Genomic DNA, 15,819 nt, shown 5'->3' with positions numbered 1-15,819 from the left:
CAGCGGGACGCACTCCCGGATTGAATTCCCCAAAAGCGGTACTACATTCTTTCCAAAACCTTAATTCCCAGCAAAGAAAGTCCCAGCTTCAAAGTTCTAGCTGTCAAGTCACACAGCACCAATCGCGATGTCCGCACAGGTTCCTCAGCTTTGAGAACAGGGCAATTTTCGTAGAACTTATTAAACTTATCACTCAGTTGATACAGATACTCACACAAGCGGTTTGGAAGTAAATCTTTTTCGATTTCACCCATAACTTCGTCAAGCTGTAACAAATGCTTTGCCAGAGTTAATTCTGTATCTTCCCGCAGGACAATTTGAGCATCAGCTCCTAGCTTTTCAAACTCAATATGACCTTCACGACTAATACCCTGAGTCCTAACATAAGCATAGAGCATATACGGTGCAGTGTTGCCTTTGAGGGCTAGCATTTTGTCGTAGCTAAAGATGTAGCTACTGGTACGGTTTTGGCTTAAGTCAGCGTATTTAACTGCACTAATACCAATAACTTGGGCAACATTATGAATAAACTCTTGTGTTTCTTCGCGTCCTTCTTGTTGTATTCTCTTTTCTATATCTGCACGAGCATAGGCGATCGCACCATCTAACAAATCTTCTAACCGTACTGCTTCCCCAGAACGGGTTTTCAATTTTTGACCATCATCTCCTAGCACCAAACCAAACGGTGTATGAACAAATTCTACATCGTCTGTAATCCAGCCAGCTTTTCGTCCCACTTGAAAAATCTGGGCAAAGTGATTTGTTTGTTCTGCACCAACCGGGTAAATTACTCGTTGTACTTTATCGACTTCCACCCGGTAGCGAATTGCTGCTAAATCTGTAGCAGCATAGTTATATCCTCCATCTGATTTTTGCACAATCAAGGGTAAAGGCTCACCTTCCCTGTTAGTAAAACCTTCCAGGAAGACGCACTTTGCACCCTGATTTTCTACTAGAAGTTCTTTCTTATCCAATTCCTCTACAACTTCAGGCAGTAAAGCATTATAAAATGACTCACCTCGTTCAATAAAAGGAGCAATCCCTAGCAAATTGTAAATAACTTGATACGCTCGACTCGATAACTGACAAACTATCTTCCATGCCAGCAGTGTTTTTTCATCTCCTGCCTGTAGTTTTACCACAGCTTGACGTGCTGCTTCTTGGAAATTTGCATCTGCATCAAACCGTTTTTTTGCCTGACGATAAAACGAAGACAAGTCACCTAAATTTAAAGTTTCAGTGCTGGTTAAAGCTTCCGGGTATGCTTCTTCTAGATAAGCGATAAGCATCCCAAACGGCGTTCCCCAGTCACCAACATGGCTAATCCGTTGAACGTCATGACCGATAAATTCTATAATTCGGGAAAGACAATCTCCAATCACTGCTGGACGCAAATGCCCGACATGCATTTCTTTGGCAATGTTTGGGCTAGGATAATCCACAATCACACGTTTAGGATTCTGAGTTGGTGGAACTCCTAATCTTGGATCAGCTTGAATTACTTGAAGTTGTGCTTCTAGGTATTCTGTTTTCAGCTTGAGATTGATAAAGCCAGGACCAGCAACTTCTGGTAGCTTGCAAATATCAGATACATCTAGTTTATCAACAATTTGTTGTGCGATCGCCCTTGGTTGCTGTCCCAACTGCTTTGCTAACACTAAAGCAACATTTGCTTGATAATCACCAAATTTAGGATTGCTAGCTGGCACTAACATTGGATCTACATTCACGTAGTCAGCACCAAAAGCTGCATTCAAAGCTTTCTGTAGTTTAACTTTTAGCTGTTCTTGTGTGGCGTTCATGTTTACTTTTTAACTATGACAACCTAATTGCTCTTGCTGTCTTTGGCTTGAGCTTTCTAAACTTTTTAAAGTGTGATTTATCTTTCTCGCCATCAGCAACTTGTTTTTGAGATGAACTATACCATTTCTTTGTCAGGCTGTGCAAAATTTTCTTGACTTGTTCTTTCTTTCTATGCGCCAAGGGCGCACGCTGTGCTAATGTGTCCTATGCGAAGACGGTACACGCAACGCTAACGCGCCTATGCCCTGCGGGCACGCTACGCTAATGTGGTTCGTTCCTCAAATTCAGGTAAGGTTTGTGTCGTCATTCTCAAGAAACCCGCGCTTTTTGACAAGAGTGCAAGATATAAGGCAATACGGTTCAGTTAAGGCTAAAACTCTTTGTCAAAGTCAATTTTTTGAACGTAGACGCGCAGCGGTGAGACAGCGCTGCAGGAGGGTTTCCCGACAGAGGCGACTGCGAACCCGAAGGGCTTCCCGCAGGGTACCGCAAAGAACGCAAAGGACACAAAGAGAAGAAAGAAATGCTTAACTGAACTGTATTGAGATATAAGGAGGCGCATTTTCATACACCAATTGGTATACAGCATCCACTTCAGTTACCAAAAACAGGTTGATCCATTTTTCTATAACTTCTTTTGTAGAAAAGCTGCATCACTATTTCTATATTAGGAACCCCGCAGAATTCCAAGACCAGCTTTTCTCTCGATGTAATCTGCCAAGCTGATAAAATCATCACGTGGGTAGCACTTTCCTCCAATCAAATCAAATGCCAGTCTACTCGATGGATTTTCTGGATTTTCCAGAATATGTATTCCCCAGTAATAAAGTTGTTCACTAGCACGAATACAAACTTCTGCTGGGTCTATACAATGAAACTTATCATCTATTTTGAGAATATCTTTATATGTCTCGAAATAAACTTTTCTGAGAATATTTAATTTCTGAGAACCAGGATTTTTGAAGTTATTCACTAAGACAAATAAGTGAGCATTTTTGTTGATGTGACGTATTTCTGTCACAGTGTCTCGAATGACTTTACCATGCTTATTTAAGCCGAGTGGATTTAAGGTAGTTGGTATAATGCAATAGTGAAATTTTTCGACCAAGCTTGTGGGGTTACGCTCAAGTGCAGGCGAACAATCGCAAATAACTATCTTACAATCACGTGCGGAATCTTCATGCCAATCTCTGCCATCAAACACTTCTATCGTTGTTCCTCTACCTTTAGAATTAGGAACAAAAATTCCATCTCCCACTAGCTTTTGCAAATTTTGTTCTGGATCTAAATCTACAAGTGCTACATTGAATCCTTGTAGTGCAAATGCTCCTGCTAAATGTCCTGCTATGGTCGTTTTCCCGACTCCTCCTTTACAAGTAAAAATGCCAAAATAAACTTTTTCTGGTTGAAGAGAATCATCATTAACTCTAGCTTCGTAATCAGCGCCATCAATACCAACGAGCTTATTTTGTTGAGCAATTCCACAGCGAATTTTAGCATCATTACCCCATGATCTAATTAAAGCCAGTGCCGGTCCGCTAAAACCTTTTGTTGTGATGAATAAGCCAAATTGAAATTTATTACCTTCATCAGAATCTAAAAAGTTGGCAAATTTTAAAAGCTGGGGTGCTGCGACATTGTTTCTTAGCCATTTGATGCAGACAGCGCCAACTAAGTTTCCTTTTCTAACAACAAAATCATAACCAGGCTGGTTTAACTTGGCAGCTATCACTGTCCAACCCGCTCTATGGAGAAGTGTTACTACATGCTGTTCAAAGTGACTATAGTCTTTTGTGTAAGCAGGCTCCATAAATTGAGATTTAAGGATACAGTAAGCTAATCGTAGCTTAAATCACTTTGTGACAACGAATGTTCGTGAAGACGAAATCTAGTTTAACATCTCTAAGAACTTTCATAAATTTTTCAAAAAGTCGTCCCAAGTTCTATACTCGTTGCCAGATGATTTGTTAAGCTGTAAGCGCTGGTAATAGGAGTTATGTCAGCACAATGCACTGGTTGTTATCTGGACCTCTAAGCGTCGAGAAGTTGACAGTTCATATTGCAGGATTGCCAGCATCGTTACAAGGTACGAAGCTGGTACATATGTCAGACCTGCATTATGACGGTAAGCGGCTATCGGAAGAAATGTTGGAAGAAGCGATCAGAATCAGCAACGAAGCTGAACCCGATTTGGTTGTTTTAACAGGTGATTATGTGACTGACGATCCGTCACCAATTCACAAGCTTGTGCTACGACTCAAACATCTTCAAAGTCGCACTGGGATCTACGCTGTACTTGGTAACCATGATATCTATTACAGTCGTTCCAAAGCAGAGGTAAGCACTGCATTTGAGAGTATAGGTATTAAAGTTCTTTGGAATGAAATTGCATATCCTTTAGGCAAAGAATTACCTCTGGTTGGGTTAGCTGATTACTGGTCACGAGAATTTAACCCTAAAGTTGTGATGAATCAGCTAGATGGGACTACACCTTGCATTGTGCTATCTCACAACCCAGATAGTGCTGAAATCTTACAAAAATGGCGAGTGGATTTGCAACTGTCTGGTCATACCCACGGTGCTCAAATTGTACTTCCAGGACTTGGTCCCTTAGTAGTCTATTATAAGCCGTTTATTCGCAAACTTCCCAGAAAACTGCGGCGATGGGTGCCATTTTTGCGAGGAGATTGTTCTAAAGTCGTCAGACACTGGGAATGGGCGCAGGGTTTTCACAAGGTAGGAACAAATCAGCTCTACGTTAATCGTGGGTTAGGGACTTATCCACCAGGGCGTTTATTTTGTCCACCAGAAGTCACTGTGATAACTTTAAACTAGGTTGGATGAATCAGCTTGTTGACAAATTAATTTCCACGCTTGCTCCACATTTATGCTTTCTGTTGTTGCTTGTCCAATCGACATTCTTAAAGTTAGTTTTTGGTCAAGCTTAGTTGAAGTTAGGTAGAGTTTGCTTGAGGAATTGAGACTATTGAGGATTTCCTGGTTAATGCTATCGCCACCTTTGTGCCGAAAGCAGACTAAATTCAGGGGAGGATTCACAACTAACTCAAAGCTTGGGTGAGATTTTACCCATTGAGCAAATTCTTGTGCTAAAGCGACATGCTTGCGAATATAATGTTGTAAGCCTTCAATACCGTAATAGCGAATCACAAACCAAAGTTTGAGACTTCTGAATCTGCGTCCTAGAGGAATCTGCCAGTCGCGATAGTCAATGACCTTGCCCGAATCGCTTGCCTGATTTTTCAGGAACTCTGGCATAATTGAGAGTGCCTGAATCAGTGGGGCGCGATCGCGCACGTAGAAGCAGGTACAGTCAAAGTTAGTCATCATCCATTTATGAGGGTTAAAGCAATAACTGTCAGCTTGCTCTAGCCCTTGATGAATCCACCGAAATTCTGGACATAAGGCGGCTGTACCGCTCATCGCCGCATCAACATGCAGCCAGATATTGTACTTTTGCGCAATTTCTCCTAACTGCGGAATCGGATCAATCGCATTGGATGAGATTGTTCCTACAGTAGCAGCCAAAAAACATGGAGTCAACCCCGCCTTAATATCCGCTTCGATGCACTGCTGTAGCGCCGAAGCACGCATTGCATAGTTAGCATCCACCTCAAGGGCTCGCAAGTTTTCCCGACTGGCAGCCCCGCAATTTTAACGGCTTTTTCCATTGACGAATGCGCCTGAGTTGAAGTGTACGCAACCAGCTTGTTAATATCTGCTGTCTTCTGTTCTCTAGCTGCGAGCAAACCTACAAGAGTTGCACTACTAGCCGAGTCTTGAATGACTCCTCCCCCTGCTTGAGAAGATTTGAACTGTTCTGGTAGCCCTAGCATATCTACCAGCCAATCTAAAACATGGCTTTCCAATTCAGTACAAGCAGGAGAAGTAGTCCACAACATTCCTTGTATCCCCAACCCTGCACTGATTAACTCTCCTAAAATCGATGGTGCAGAAATCCCGGTGGGAAAGAAGGCAAAGAAGTTGGGAGATTGCCAATGAGTGAGTCCTGGGATAATAATTTCATCAAGGTCTTTCAAAATTGCCTCGAAAGATTCTCCTTGCTGCGGTGCATTCTGTAGCTTAGCTCTTATGTCCCCTGGCTCAACTTGAGAAAGAACGGGTAGGTTCTCGACATTCTCTAAGTAGTTGGCTATCCAGTCTATAGCTTGATATCCCCAACGGCGAAATTCCTCTGGAGACATGTGGTAGTCTTGTTGCGATTCCATTCCAAAGCCTCTAATACGAGCGAAACCTTATATCAATTTACTAGATACAGGGAAGCTAAAAAAATCAGAAAATCAAAATATATTATATCTTCTGTTTTTTCTGCTAAATTTCCCTGGTTTTGTGGTATTTTTCAGATGTAGTTACTGAAGACTGAAGATAACTTTAGTGAAGATTATCCATGAAAAGGATGGAATAAAATTCCGAATTATTCAACCAGATGATTTTGAGCAAACTGCTGATTTATGCTCTCAAGTCTTTGCGAATTATGAACCAATGACTAGAGCTTTAAAAATAAACTCTAAAGAATTTAAGACATTCGCTGAATCTTACTGTAGAAAAGCGATTGAGGACGGACTTTCTATTGTTGCCACCGATTCCAATGGAAAGGTTGTTGGTTTTGTCATCTCAGAAGATTTGATGACAGAACCTCCTCCTCTGGATGAGATTAGCGGGAAATTTGAACCACTTCTTGCTTGATTACATGAATTAGATTCAAGTTATACATCGAGACAACCTTTGGATTTGGAATTGGGTCAGATCTTGCATATTTTTATGCTAGGAGTTCAAGATGAATATAAAAATCAGAAAATTGCGACAACTTTGATACAGGAAAACTTAAAACTAGCCAATTCACACAATTTTTCTTTAGCAATTGCAGAAGCGACTGGACTAATATCTCAGCATATATTTAGAAAATTAGGTTTTAGAGAACAGGTGACATTCTTCTACGATTCATACACATTTCAAGGAGAGAAAGTATTTTCATCTATTAAAGAGTCAGCCGGTTGTATATTGATGTTATATTCATTTTTCTGAAACCAGTTTGTCCTTTGCAATCTTGTAGTGAACAGCAGAGCTGGAAACTCTGGAGCAGGGCGTGAAGATTAAAAAACTTCTTTTCATTTTGAAATCAGCCATTAACAGACTAACCGCCAAAAGCTACGATGGATGCGTATCAGCAGCTTTCAGCGGTTTATTTTGTGTGAACGATTCAAAAAATAAAAAATGAGAAGAAAGTCACTCAACTAAAGGTGGACAAGCTTCACAATCAATATCTTCACGCATTGTGTGTCTTTTCTTTCAGCTAAGCAGGCATTTTTGCTGTCAGTTAAAAAAACCTCCGAAACGACTTTACTAAACTTTAGGCGAAAACACATCACACAGAACACGACAACTGAGAATTGATTGCGAATCATATATTAGAGCAGGAGGCACAAAGCTCTAACACAGAAGACTTAGATATATCTTACTTACATATCTAACTTGCATGTGCCTATTTTTAAGTTAGCATTGTCCCGTCGTTTAGGGTGTATATATTTACCAAATTTTATGACGATTCATCTGTCTTAACATTTTATAAAATTTGTTATAAATATAGTCTTTTTTGACAGCACGACTGGATGAAGTTTATTTGTAGTCTTCAGGTACTCTGCTCGGCTCAACAACAAGGCAATAGCATGATAGTATTTTCACCATTGGTGCCTGTAGCTAATGTTTTACCATCTGGGCTAAAAACAACACAATAAATTGGCTGTGTACTTTCTGTGAAAGTACGAATTTCCTTTGCTGTCTCCACTTGCCAAAGTTTAACTGTCTTGTCTTGACTACTACTTGCAAGAGTTTTACCATCTGGACTGAAAGTGACTGAATATACAGTATCAGAGTGTCCTGTAAGAATGCTGAGTTCTTGACCGCTTGAGAGTTGCCAAATTTTAATTGTCTTATCTGTACCACCACTGGCAAGAGTTTTACCATCTGGACTAAAAGCAATAGAATGAATTCCTCCCAATTCTTCAGACTGACTCTTAAGAGTCAAAAATTTATTTTCATCCAGATACCAGACTTTGATAGTTTTATCCTTCTTTGCACCACCGCTGGCTAAAATCTTTCCGTCTGGACTAAAAGCAACGCAGAAAACTTCATCACAATGTCCGTGGAGTGTAGATGTTTCTTTATGTGTTTCTATAGACCAAAGCTTGACTGTCTTATCTTTGCTACCGCTGGCTAAAGTTTTTCCATCTGGGCTAAAGCCAATAGTATAAATATTATCTTTATGTCCCGTGAAAGTACAGATTTGCTTTCCTGTTGCAATCTCCCACAACTGAATCGTTTTGTCATCACTTCCACTCGCCAAAAGCTGTCCATTAGGACTAAATGCTACAGAATTCACTCCACCAGAACAGGAAAATCCACCTGTTTCCTTAAGAATGCGAGGTTCCTTGTCAGCCAAATGCCAAATTTTAATAGTTTTGTCATCAGAACCACTAGCTAATGTTTGCCCATTCGGACTAAAAGCGATAGACGTTACTTTATATGAAACAGGTTCAGTTGTTAAAGCTTGTGCTGTTGGGGGTAATGTTGGTGGTGATGGAGGTGGAGTGACAGCAGGTGTAGAAACCTCAGGTGTTGTATTCTTGAGTTGAGAATTCGAGTTTTGGATGAGCGTGATTGGGGATCGATTTGGAGAAGAGTTTGTGTTTTGCTTCTTTTCCGGAACAGGTGCTGGTGGTTTAGTCGTTCCCCCTGAAGGCTTGAAACCTTCTGGTTTTTTCTTTTTTTCGGACACGCTTTGGTATTGCTGCTTTACCTGGGACAATTCTTGGAGTTCTGTCTGAAGTAGGGCGATCGCATACTGAAATTCTTGAAACTGTTTTTGAGTATTTGTACTCAACTCTTGTGTCAGGTTATCAAGTCGAGTCAAATGTTCTCTCATCCCATCAATATTTTGTTCCTGCTGAGTTCGCTGTAAGACTTGGATGTGGTGCTGAGTATATTGATTCAATTGCTGTGCAAAGGAGTCTAACTGAGAAAGACGCTGATAAATTGGGTCTATCTGCTGTTTTGTTGTTGTACTCAACTGTTGGATAAAGGTGTCGAGTTGAGTCAGTCGTTGATTCGTTGCATCAATACTTTGTCCCTCCTGCATTTGCTGTTGAGTGTTTTGACTCAACTGTTGTGTGAGTGTATCAAGTTGTGCAAGGCGCTGATAAATTGGGTCGATCTGTTTTTGCGTGTTTGTACTTAACTGTTGCGTTAAGGTGTCAAGTTGAGTCAGGCGCTGTCTCAAGTCGTCAATATTCTGTTCTTGCTGATTTTGCGCTAAAGTCTGTATCTGCTGTTGAATTTTTGTAGTTATCTCTAGCAAAGATGTATCAAGTTCTTGAAATCGTTCTGTAAAAATATTGATATCTTGCTGCTCATTCTTTCGTAATTCCTCAAGCTGTTGTTGTGTTGTTGCACTCAGTTTTTGAGTGAAAGTATCAAAGTTTGCCAGTCGTTGTCTGAGTGGATCTATAAATAAATCCAGTTTGTCAATTGTTGACTGTTGATGCTGCTTAGTCAAAGACTTTAACCTTTCGCGATTTGCAACGTTTAAGCAAACTGTTACAGTCAAAGGAGCTGCTACATAAATCATCTGTTGCGTAACAGCTGCTGTGACTAATCCTAGTGCAGAGAGGGAGAGGGAAGCGTATTCACCAACTTCTAGCCAGTGGAATTTGGTCATAATAGGTTGACTTTTGTGCTTGGTGCGTGAATCAAAAAACAGCTTGAGCGCGTAACGCGGTTTCAATAGCCTATCCTCATCTTCTTCTAAGAAATTTCTCACTTCTTGTGCTTCACTTTCCCATGTCAACAAGACATGACACAAACAAGTGCATTGATGGATGGAAACTGCATCAAAATCACCTCTTAAATTCCAGCAAGGCGCTTAATCCACTGCAAAAATCTTTCTAAAAAAGATGTGAGTTTTGATTTCCTTCGGGATGTTCTGGATTGTGTTGAGGATGATGCAGAATGAGCCTGTTTATTTTTCAACTTTCCTTCCATCTGTGCTGCTTTACTTAAATCAGAAGTTGCTCGATACTCATATCCCAGTAGGGAGCAGATAAAGCCACGGTACTTGTACGCGTCAATGTAGTCAGGATTGAGACGAATGGCATGAGTAAAGTCCGCAATTGCTTCCTCGTATCTTCCTGATTTTGCGTTCTCTGCTCCCCAGTTGTAGAAAAGTTCGGCACTGGAGCGATTTGTGTAAACGTGTGTCTGTTTTGTCTGACTGGGTGAATGAGCAGAACTTGGCAGATAAGATTTTAGCTTGTTGTAAGCTTCGTTGATTTGTTTAGTTTTCTCTTCTGCTTCTTGTTTTTGGTGCGGATGAGAAAACCGATCCGGATGCCAAATCTTGATAAGCTTACGATAGGCTAGTTTAACTTCTCGTGGCGATGCACCGGGTTTGAGTCCCAGGATAGAGTAGGCATCATTTATGTTAAGGCGATCGCTCATACTGGGAAATAGGCAGCATGGTAAATCTATGTTAACTATTTCCACAAATTCTCATCATTCACTCCAAACACCCCACAGCGGTTATCACTGGGATGGTACTGGTCGTCGCTTTTTTGAAGGTTGGTATTATCGTGTGACATTGCCCACAGAAGGTCAAACTTTTGCTTTTATGTATTCTATTGAAGACCCCATCGGTGGTAAATACCATAGTGGCGGAGGAGCACAAATTTTAGGTCCCAATGATGAGTATCTCTGGCGGACGTTTCCGGATGTGAGCAAATTTTGGGCTAGCCGTGACGTTTTGGGCTTAGGTCATTGGGGCAAAACAGACCTCGTACACACCAAACCTCTCTATCTTCCGTCACCAGAGTTTGAACACCACATTCAAGAAGGTTACCAAGCAACAGCGACTCTCAATCAAGGAGTCATTCACGATCCTGCAACTGGTCGTTACTGTCGTTGGGAATATGAAATTCAACCCATTTACGGATGGGGTGATATAGGAAGTATTCAGCAATCAACCGCAGGTTGGCTGTCATTTTTGCAAATTTTTGAACCCGGATGGCAAATTTTGATGGCGCATGGTTTAGCTTCCGGTTGGATTGACTGGAATGGGAAACGCTACGAATTTACTAACGCCCCAGCTTACGGCGAGAAAAATTGGGGAGGCGCTTTTCCTCAAAGATGGTTTTGGATCAACTGCAATAGCTTTGAAGGAGAACCCGACTTTGCTCTGACTGCTGGCGGCGGACGACGCGGTGTTTTATGGTGGATGGAATCTGTAGCCATGATTGGCATACACTATCAAGGCAAGTTCTATGAATTTGTACCCTGGAATAGCAAAGTTCACTGGAATATTCAGCCTTGGGGTAGATGGCAAATGCACGCACAGAATTTGCAGTACGAAATTGAGGTTACAGGAACAACCGATTCATCCGGAACTCCTTTACGTGCCCCAACAACAAATGGTTTAAGATTTTGCTGTCGTGACACTATGCAGGGAGAGTTAAATGTTGAACTGCGAGAATTCGGTATTGGAAAAAGGAAAATTATCCGGAAAGCACATAGCAAACTATGTGGATTAGAAATAGGTGGTGGACCTTGGGACAATTCTTGGCAGTCCAGTTAAAGATGGTATCATGTAAAATGATATTCACTTGGGGCTGTAGCTCAGCAGGATAGAGCGAGCGCCTCCTGAACTATCGGGCACCATAGGGGAAACTCTATGAGTGAATGTAGTTAAATTCGGTGAACCCTAAAAAGAGAAGAAAGCATTGTTTACACAATCTGGCGTTGCTTAATCCTTTTAGTAGGATGCTTCTAAATGATTGTGGAAAGCAGCACAGCAGCGACAGCAAAAAGTCAGATTGGTTGTATTTTGACCACGATGCTAGCACTTCATGGGAATACCGAGCCAAGCCTGAGCCTAAAACTATGTCATTGATGATGCAGTTTTGCTCAGGAAGGTGTAGAGACTAGAAAGCTACCGCCTAAGGGCTTAAAGCCTATGGTGAAGGTATAGTCCAGAGAGTGGGGAAACTCACACAAATCTGAAGCGCTAGGTCGCCGGTTCGAATCTGGCCAGTCCCGTTGTCTAATAAACTTAGGATTTATGCACCATCTGCTAGCAAACCGGTTTCTTTGTTCGTATTTGGTTGTTAAACATACGATTTTTACTCTTAACCGGGTTTGTTTACCTAAGTCCAGAAACTGGATAAATTAGTCACAAAACCTTTGCATTTGCTTAGATAGCGGTTAAAATCGTCCATTAAATCTGGAGATATCTCTTTATTTATCAACAAAGAATTCAGTTCTTAACAGCCAGAAGCCAGAACGCCTACCCAAGCGAGTGGGGAATAAACGGGTTTAATACCCCGTCTCGGTAGTTTACAATCAGGTAACAGTTAAAAAGTTTACCTAATGGTCTTCTGATTTCTGACCTCAGTCTTCTGACTTCTTTTGGATAGGCACAGGTGATAGAAAATCTGCGTCTATTATCCTTATAAACTCTGACAATCACAAGTCGTCGTAGTTTGTCAAAAAGTCTACTGATACTGAGTTTACCAAAGAGAAGTATCTATACCAGAATAACTACGGACGACTCATCGAACAAAAAATGACTCAAATACAAATTTGAGCACATATTTTAGCGCTCTGATAATCTACGTTATTTAATCTACGTTATTATTTTTGCGAGAAAGTTTTTGTTTAAGCTACCGAGGTGGTAGACCCTTGAAAAAGCAACAATTTAAAGGTATCTATTCTCAGTTTATGCTCCTAGCACTACCATTAGCGATGTTATGGGGTTACAAGGAAATTCAAAGCCAATTTACGCAGCCTCAAGCAATTTTGGTCTTGGGTGGTTCGACATCTAAACTAGAGCGAGAGAAGTTTACAGCAAATTTTGCCCAAAAGCACCCCCATTTACCCATTTTAATTTCTGGGGGTAGTCCTCCAAGGGTGACTAAACAGGTGTTTGCTAAAGCTGGAGTTGATATCAAGCGGTTACGCCTAGACTACAGAGCGACTAATACTGTAGAAAATTTTACAACACTAGTGGATGATTTGAAAAAAAGAGGTATAAAAAGTGTGTATTTAGTCACTTCTGACTACCATATGCGGCGTGCCAAAGTCATTGGTGAAATTGTTTTGGGTAGCCGAGGAATTGATTTTAAACCGATTACAGTTCCTTCTGAAACATCTCCCGAACCGATTGAAAAATCTATCCGTGATGGAGTCAGAGCAATAGTTTGGGTTGCTACCGGTTACACAGGTGCTGATGAATCGCAAGACAAACAGTGATCAAATAAACTATAAAAATTAGTTATGAAACAGTATACGCTTAACCAATCAATTGTCAGTTATCAATTATCAGTTATCAAGGAAGCGCAGTATCAGTTATCAGTTCAAGAAAGCTGCTTATTTTGATAACTGTTCACTGTTCACTGTTAATTGCTCATTGATAATTGTTCATTGTTCATTGTTCATTGATTTTGACCAGCATCCTCAATTGTTGTGTGCTACTGCGAAAACTTTATCGAAAAACTCCACTTTTTCAAACATATGAGTTTTCGTAGCAATGAATTTATCTTTTTGTTTTAAGAAGCAGCTTTTTCTTGTACAAGGACGTAAGGTTGGACAATCAAAGTGTCAAATCGCTTTGCACGTTGGGTGTTCCACTCTCCTATTTGTGTAACCGAGGGTTTGGTAATCAATGCCTCATCTATCCAGGTTTGCACTTCTAAGATATTATCACTGGCGATCGCCACTCCTACATCCAGTAAATCTAGTTCTACCGCCACGACAATCACAGCATCCCGTTGTGCATGCGGAATCAACCATTCCCACTCTGCCTCATCTAAGTTTTCTGTTAATTCTGCTCTTATATTGGTATTACTCATGAGTCATTAGTTATCAGTCATTAATCATTATCATATACAAAATCAAATCTGACGGCGTTCGGGGAAGCCATACGGGAGAATCATTCGTCAGAAGTCAGAAGCTGCGCCCACAAACAATGTATTGTCTGTAACAAAATCTGGCTTCCTTGTTCTAAGGGAGGGGGTTGACTTTTCTAATCCTTGTGGTATAGAAGCCTTTTTTACCTGCTTAACTTTTCATGCCTATAGTTAGAGTACGAATTGATTAGTGATTGTTATATTATGATTGTGAAATTTTAAAAACTTTTAAAAAGCAAGCATAGTCTAAACAATAAGCAAGTCAGTCTTCTATGTTTCCTCAAAAAAGCTGTTTGTTGTTGCAAGAGTTTTCATGTGATTGAGAGATTTAAATTACTTTACAAAGAGGTCATTATGAGCCAGCAATACCAAAAATTGAGTCAGTCTGCTAAATTTTTAGGAGCTATTTGTGGTGGATTACTTATTGGCTTACCTGTAATTCCTCAAGCAATAGCTCAGCAATATATACCTCAGCAACCTCGCCAACAAAGTAGTTCTAAAATTAACCCTTGCCCCAGTATTTTCTACGAAGAACCCCACAACAGTAGAGTCTTGGTTCCGCAAGGATGTAAACCTAATGCCTTTACTCAACAATCAGAACAGCAAGGACGTGTGACTCCAGGTAATGTTTCTAACGAACCTGTACCAACACAACAACAGGTAGACCAAGGTGTAGGCGGTGATACACCATACAACCGTTCTGAAAATAGTACCGAAAGTTACAGCAGCCAGTCACAGTCCACGACGACCAGCACCGGACAAGACACGAACACCTCATCATCCGAAATTCGGACTTCTACCAGACAAGGAACGACAGATGACTATACTGTCAGGACATCTTCTCAATCTCAAAATAATCCCAGCAGTCAACAAAGACAAAATTCTAATATCACACCCCCTTTACCAGAACAAAACCAAAGTCCTATTGCTTTAGTCACTCCTGCTAACGGAAAAGTCTCTGTAAGGCTGAGAAATAACACGAATGCTCGAATCAATTATGAAGCACTTGGGTATACAGGGCAGCGTGTTCTTTCTGGTCGTACAGAAGTTGTATTGCAAAACTTGCCACTTCCTGTGACTATTAGTACAGTTCGTCAAGACAATGGTTTTGTAAAAGTCACTCCAACATCTACCGAGTCAGGATTGATAGAACTTTCTTTGGATGAACAAAGAAGAGCTAGTGATAAGCAGGGTGTCGTAAGAATTCAAAAAGATGGTAAGGTCTTTTTGAATTAAAGTCGTGCAATTTTCACTCCTGGTGGCAGCCAGATTAGTGAAATACTGAAATGGCTGTCGTTTGTTTTTTTGAAACAGAATCAACCTTTTTTCTACGCAGCCCCAGGTTGAAGAAGATTTTCGCCCAAGTAAATGACGCGGATATCTTTTGGTAATCTCTCCTCTAGCATGAGATACCCTGATTGAAGTAAATTCGCGACTTCGCTTGGCTTGATAATTTCCCCTTCAGCTTGTAGGTAAGCTGCGATTCTCGTTTCACTCCACCGAAACGTTTGAGCCATCAAAATCATCAATCGTAAAATGGGTGGCAATTGGTCTAAAGCTTGTTCTACATAACACCACAATGGTGGAGAAGTCTCCTTGAGAGAATAATGAATTGCTTCTGTAGGAGGAAGTTGAATCTCATTGATACAGTAAGCTGTGATATTAATCAGCCAATTTTGTACCGTCAGACCCTCTTTAGTAAATTGACTACTGTTTAAATCAAGTCCATTGAGTTCGTAGTAAATATGTCGCCAGGTGAGCGCAAAAAGATAATCAGCTTGCACAGGCGATCGCGCTGAATGCCGAATCAAGGTGTAGACTATTGGGTTATAGCGGCAAAAAATCGCTGTAAAATATCTACCTGCATGCGGGTTTTGCTGAACAAGAGTTAGCAGTTCTTGGTCAGCATAATGAAACAGTGACTTAATCAGTGGGTGATTAGCTTCAGGAAAATAAGGAATTTGCACCATCCGAAATTAAGGAGGAATAAGTGTGTTGAGTGAACTACCCAACGCTGACCCTATCG

The 15,819-nt window shown here is 40.8% G+C and carries 14 protein-coding genes; 6 read left to right on the top strand and 8 right to left on the bottom strand.

What is annotated here, in order from left to right:
- Positions 1-41: 41 nt before the first annotated feature.
- Both argS and DP117_RS16370 read right to left on the bottom strand, forming a co-directional pair.
- Entirely contained in the window at positions 42-1,802 is a 1,761-nt protein-coding gene (gene argS, locus DP117_RS16375) for an arginine--tRNA ligase (RefSeq protein WP_169219352.1), read from the bottom strand.
- Between the two features lie 668 nt (positions 1,803-2,470).
- Positions 2,471-3,613: an AAA family ATPase gene (locus DP117_RS16370; RefSeq protein ID WP_169219351.1), complete on the bottom strand. Its 1,143-nt coding sequence runs from the start codon at positions 3,611-3,613 to the stop codon at positions 2,471-2,473.
- Between the two features lie 197 nt (positions 3,614-3,810).
- Between DP117_RS16370 and DP117_RS16365 the strand changes: the two genes are divergently transcribed.
- On the top strand, positions 3,811-4,638 hold the full coding sequence (locus tag DP117_RS16365; RefSeq protein WP_169219350.1) for a metallophosphoesterase: 828 nt from the start codon (positions 3,811-3,813) through the stop codon (positions 4,636-4,638).
- On the opposite strand, the gene DP117_RS36980 is transcribed toward DP117_RS16365, so the two are convergent.
- Entirely contained in the window at positions 4,630-5,433 is an 804-nt protein-coding gene (locus DP117_RS36980) for a pyridoxal-dependent decarboxylase (RefSeq protein ID WP_339381273.1), read from the bottom strand. The genes DP117_RS16365 and DP117_RS36980 overlap by 9 nt on opposite strands.
- On the bottom strand, positions 5,361-6,050 hold the full coding sequence (locus DP117_RS36975) for a pyridoxal-dependent decarboxylase (RefSeq protein ID WP_282440290.1): 690 nt from the start codon (positions 6,048-6,050) through the stop codon (positions 5,361-5,363). Before DP117_RS36975 ends, DP117_RS36980 begins: the two co-directional genes overlap by 73 nt.
- 166 nt (positions 6,051-6,216) lie before the next feature.
- Between DP117_RS36975 and DP117_RS16355 the strand changes: the two genes are divergently transcribed.
- Positions 6,217-6,528, top strand: coding sequence for a hypothetical protein (locus DP117_RS16355; RefSeq protein WP_169219349.1), 312 nt, complete (start codon positions 6,217-6,219; stop codon positions 6,526-6,528).
- A 39-nt stretch (positions 6,529-6,567) separates the two neighbouring features.
- A complete protein-coding gene (locus DP117_RS16350) occupies positions 6,568-6,867 on the top strand; it encodes a GNAT family N-acetyltransferase (RefSeq protein ID WP_169219348.1) in 300 nt (99 codons plus the stop codon).
- Positions 6,868-7,489: 622 nt separating this feature from the next.
- Here the strand turns inward: DP117_RS16350 and DP117_RS16345 are convergent.
- Together DP117_RS16345 and DP117_RS16340 are read right to left on the bottom strand one after the other, a co-directional pair.
- On the bottom strand, positions 7,490-9,688 hold the full coding sequence (locus DP117_RS16345; protein ID WP_248277686.1) for a WD40 repeat domain-containing protein: 2,199 nt from the start codon (positions 9,686-9,688) through the stop codon (positions 7,490-7,492).
- Between the two features lie 53 nt (positions 9,689-9,741).
- The gene (locus DP117_RS16340) at positions 9,742-10,380 is read right to left on the bottom strand and encodes a DnaJ domain-containing protein (protein WP_339381271.1); all 639 of its coding nucleotides are present in this window, start codon (positions 10,378-10,380) and stop codon (positions 9,742-9,744) included.
- On the opposite strand from DP117_RS16340, the gene DP117_RS16335 reads away from it, so the two are divergent.
- Together DP117_RS16335 and DP117_RS16330 are read left to right on the top strand one after the other, a co-directional pair.
- The gene (locus DP117_RS16335) at positions 10,364-11,464 is read left to right on the top strand and encodes a tocopherol cyclase family protein (RefSeq protein ID WP_169219346.1); all 1,101 of its coding nucleotides are present in this window, start codon (positions 10,364-10,366) and stop codon (positions 11,462-11,464) included. The two genes, DP117_RS16340 and DP117_RS16335, sit on opposite strands and share 17 nt — an antisense overlap.
- Positions 11,465-12,606: 1,142 nt before the next feature.
- Positions 12,607-13,137, top strand: coding sequence for a YdcF family protein (locus DP117_RS16330; protein ID WP_169219370.1), 531 nt, complete (start codon positions 12,607-12,609; stop codon positions 13,135-13,137).
- A 296-nt stretch (positions 13,138-13,433) separates the two neighbouring features.
- On the opposite strand, the gene DP117_RS16325 is transcribed toward DP117_RS16330, so the two are convergent.
- Positions 13,434-13,736 carry a DUF2288 domain-containing protein gene (locus tag DP117_RS16325; protein WP_169219345.1) on the bottom strand — a complete coding sequence of 101 codons (303 nt, stop codon included), beginning with the start codon at positions 13,734-13,736 and terminating at the stop codon, positions 13,434-13,436.
- Positions 13,737-14,147: 411 nt separating this feature from the next.
- On the opposite strand from DP117_RS16325, the gene DP117_RS16320 reads away from it, so the two are divergent.
- Positions 14,148-15,029 (top strand): hypothetical protein, encoded by an 882-nt coding sequence (locus DP117_RS16320; RefSeq protein ID WP_169219344.1) that lies wholly within the window; start codon positions 14,148-14,150, stop codon positions 15,027-15,029.
- 92 nt (positions 15,030-15,121) lie between these two features.
- Here DP117_RS16320 and DP117_RS16315 read toward each other — a convergent pair whose 3' ends face one another.
- Positions 15,122-15,760 carry a sigma-70 family RNA polymerase sigma factor gene (locus tag DP117_RS16315; protein ID WP_169219369.1) on the bottom strand — a complete coding sequence of 213 codons (639 nt, stop codon included), beginning with the start codon at positions 15,758-15,760 and terminating at the stop codon, positions 15,122-15,124.
- Positions 15,761-15,819 lie beyond the last annotated feature (59 nt).

The organism is Brasilonema sp. UFV-L1 (genome assembly GCF_012912105.1).
In the GTDB taxonomy this organism is placed as follows: domain Bacteria; phylum Cyanobacteriota; class Cyanobacteriia; order Cyanobacteriales; family Nostocaceae; genus Brasilonema.
The sequence above is the reverse complement of the archived record's forward strand: the minus strand, read 5'-3'. Positions and strand labels throughout refer to the sequence as shown.

Bases quoted from the DNA above. Each gene is read 5' to 3' on its own strand.
- argS (WP_169219352.1), bottom strand. From the start codon at position 1,802: ATGAACGCCACACAAGAACAGCTAAAAGTTAAACTACAGAAAGCTTTG.
- DP117_RS16325 (WP_169219345.1), bottom strand. From the start codon at position 13,736: ATGAGTAATACCAATATAAGAGCAGAATTAACAGAAAACTTAGATGAG.
- DP117_RS36975 (WP_282440290.1), bottom strand. From the start codon at position 6,050: ATGGAATCGCAACAAGACTACCACATGTCTCCAGAGGAATTTCGCCGT.
- DP117_RS16365 (WP_169219350.1), top strand. From the start codon at position 3,811: ATGCACTGGTTGTTATCTGGACCTCTAAGCGTCGAGAAGTTGACAGTT.
- DP117_RS16330 (WP_169219370.1), top strand. From the start codon at position 12,607: ATGCTCCTAGCACTACCATTAGCGATGTTATGGGGTTACAAGGAAATT.
- DP117_RS16320 (WP_169219344.1), top strand. From the start codon at position 14,148: ATGAGCCAGCAATACCAAAAATTGAGTCAGTCTGCTAAATTTTTAGGA.
- DP117_RS16370 (WP_169219351.1), bottom strand. From the start codon at position 3,613: ATGGAGCCTGCTTACACAAAAGACTATAGTCACTTTGAACAGCATGTA.
- DP117_RS16335 (WP_169219346.1), top strand. From the start codon at position 10,364: ATGTTAACTATTTCCACAAATTCTCATCATTCACTCCAAACACCCCAC.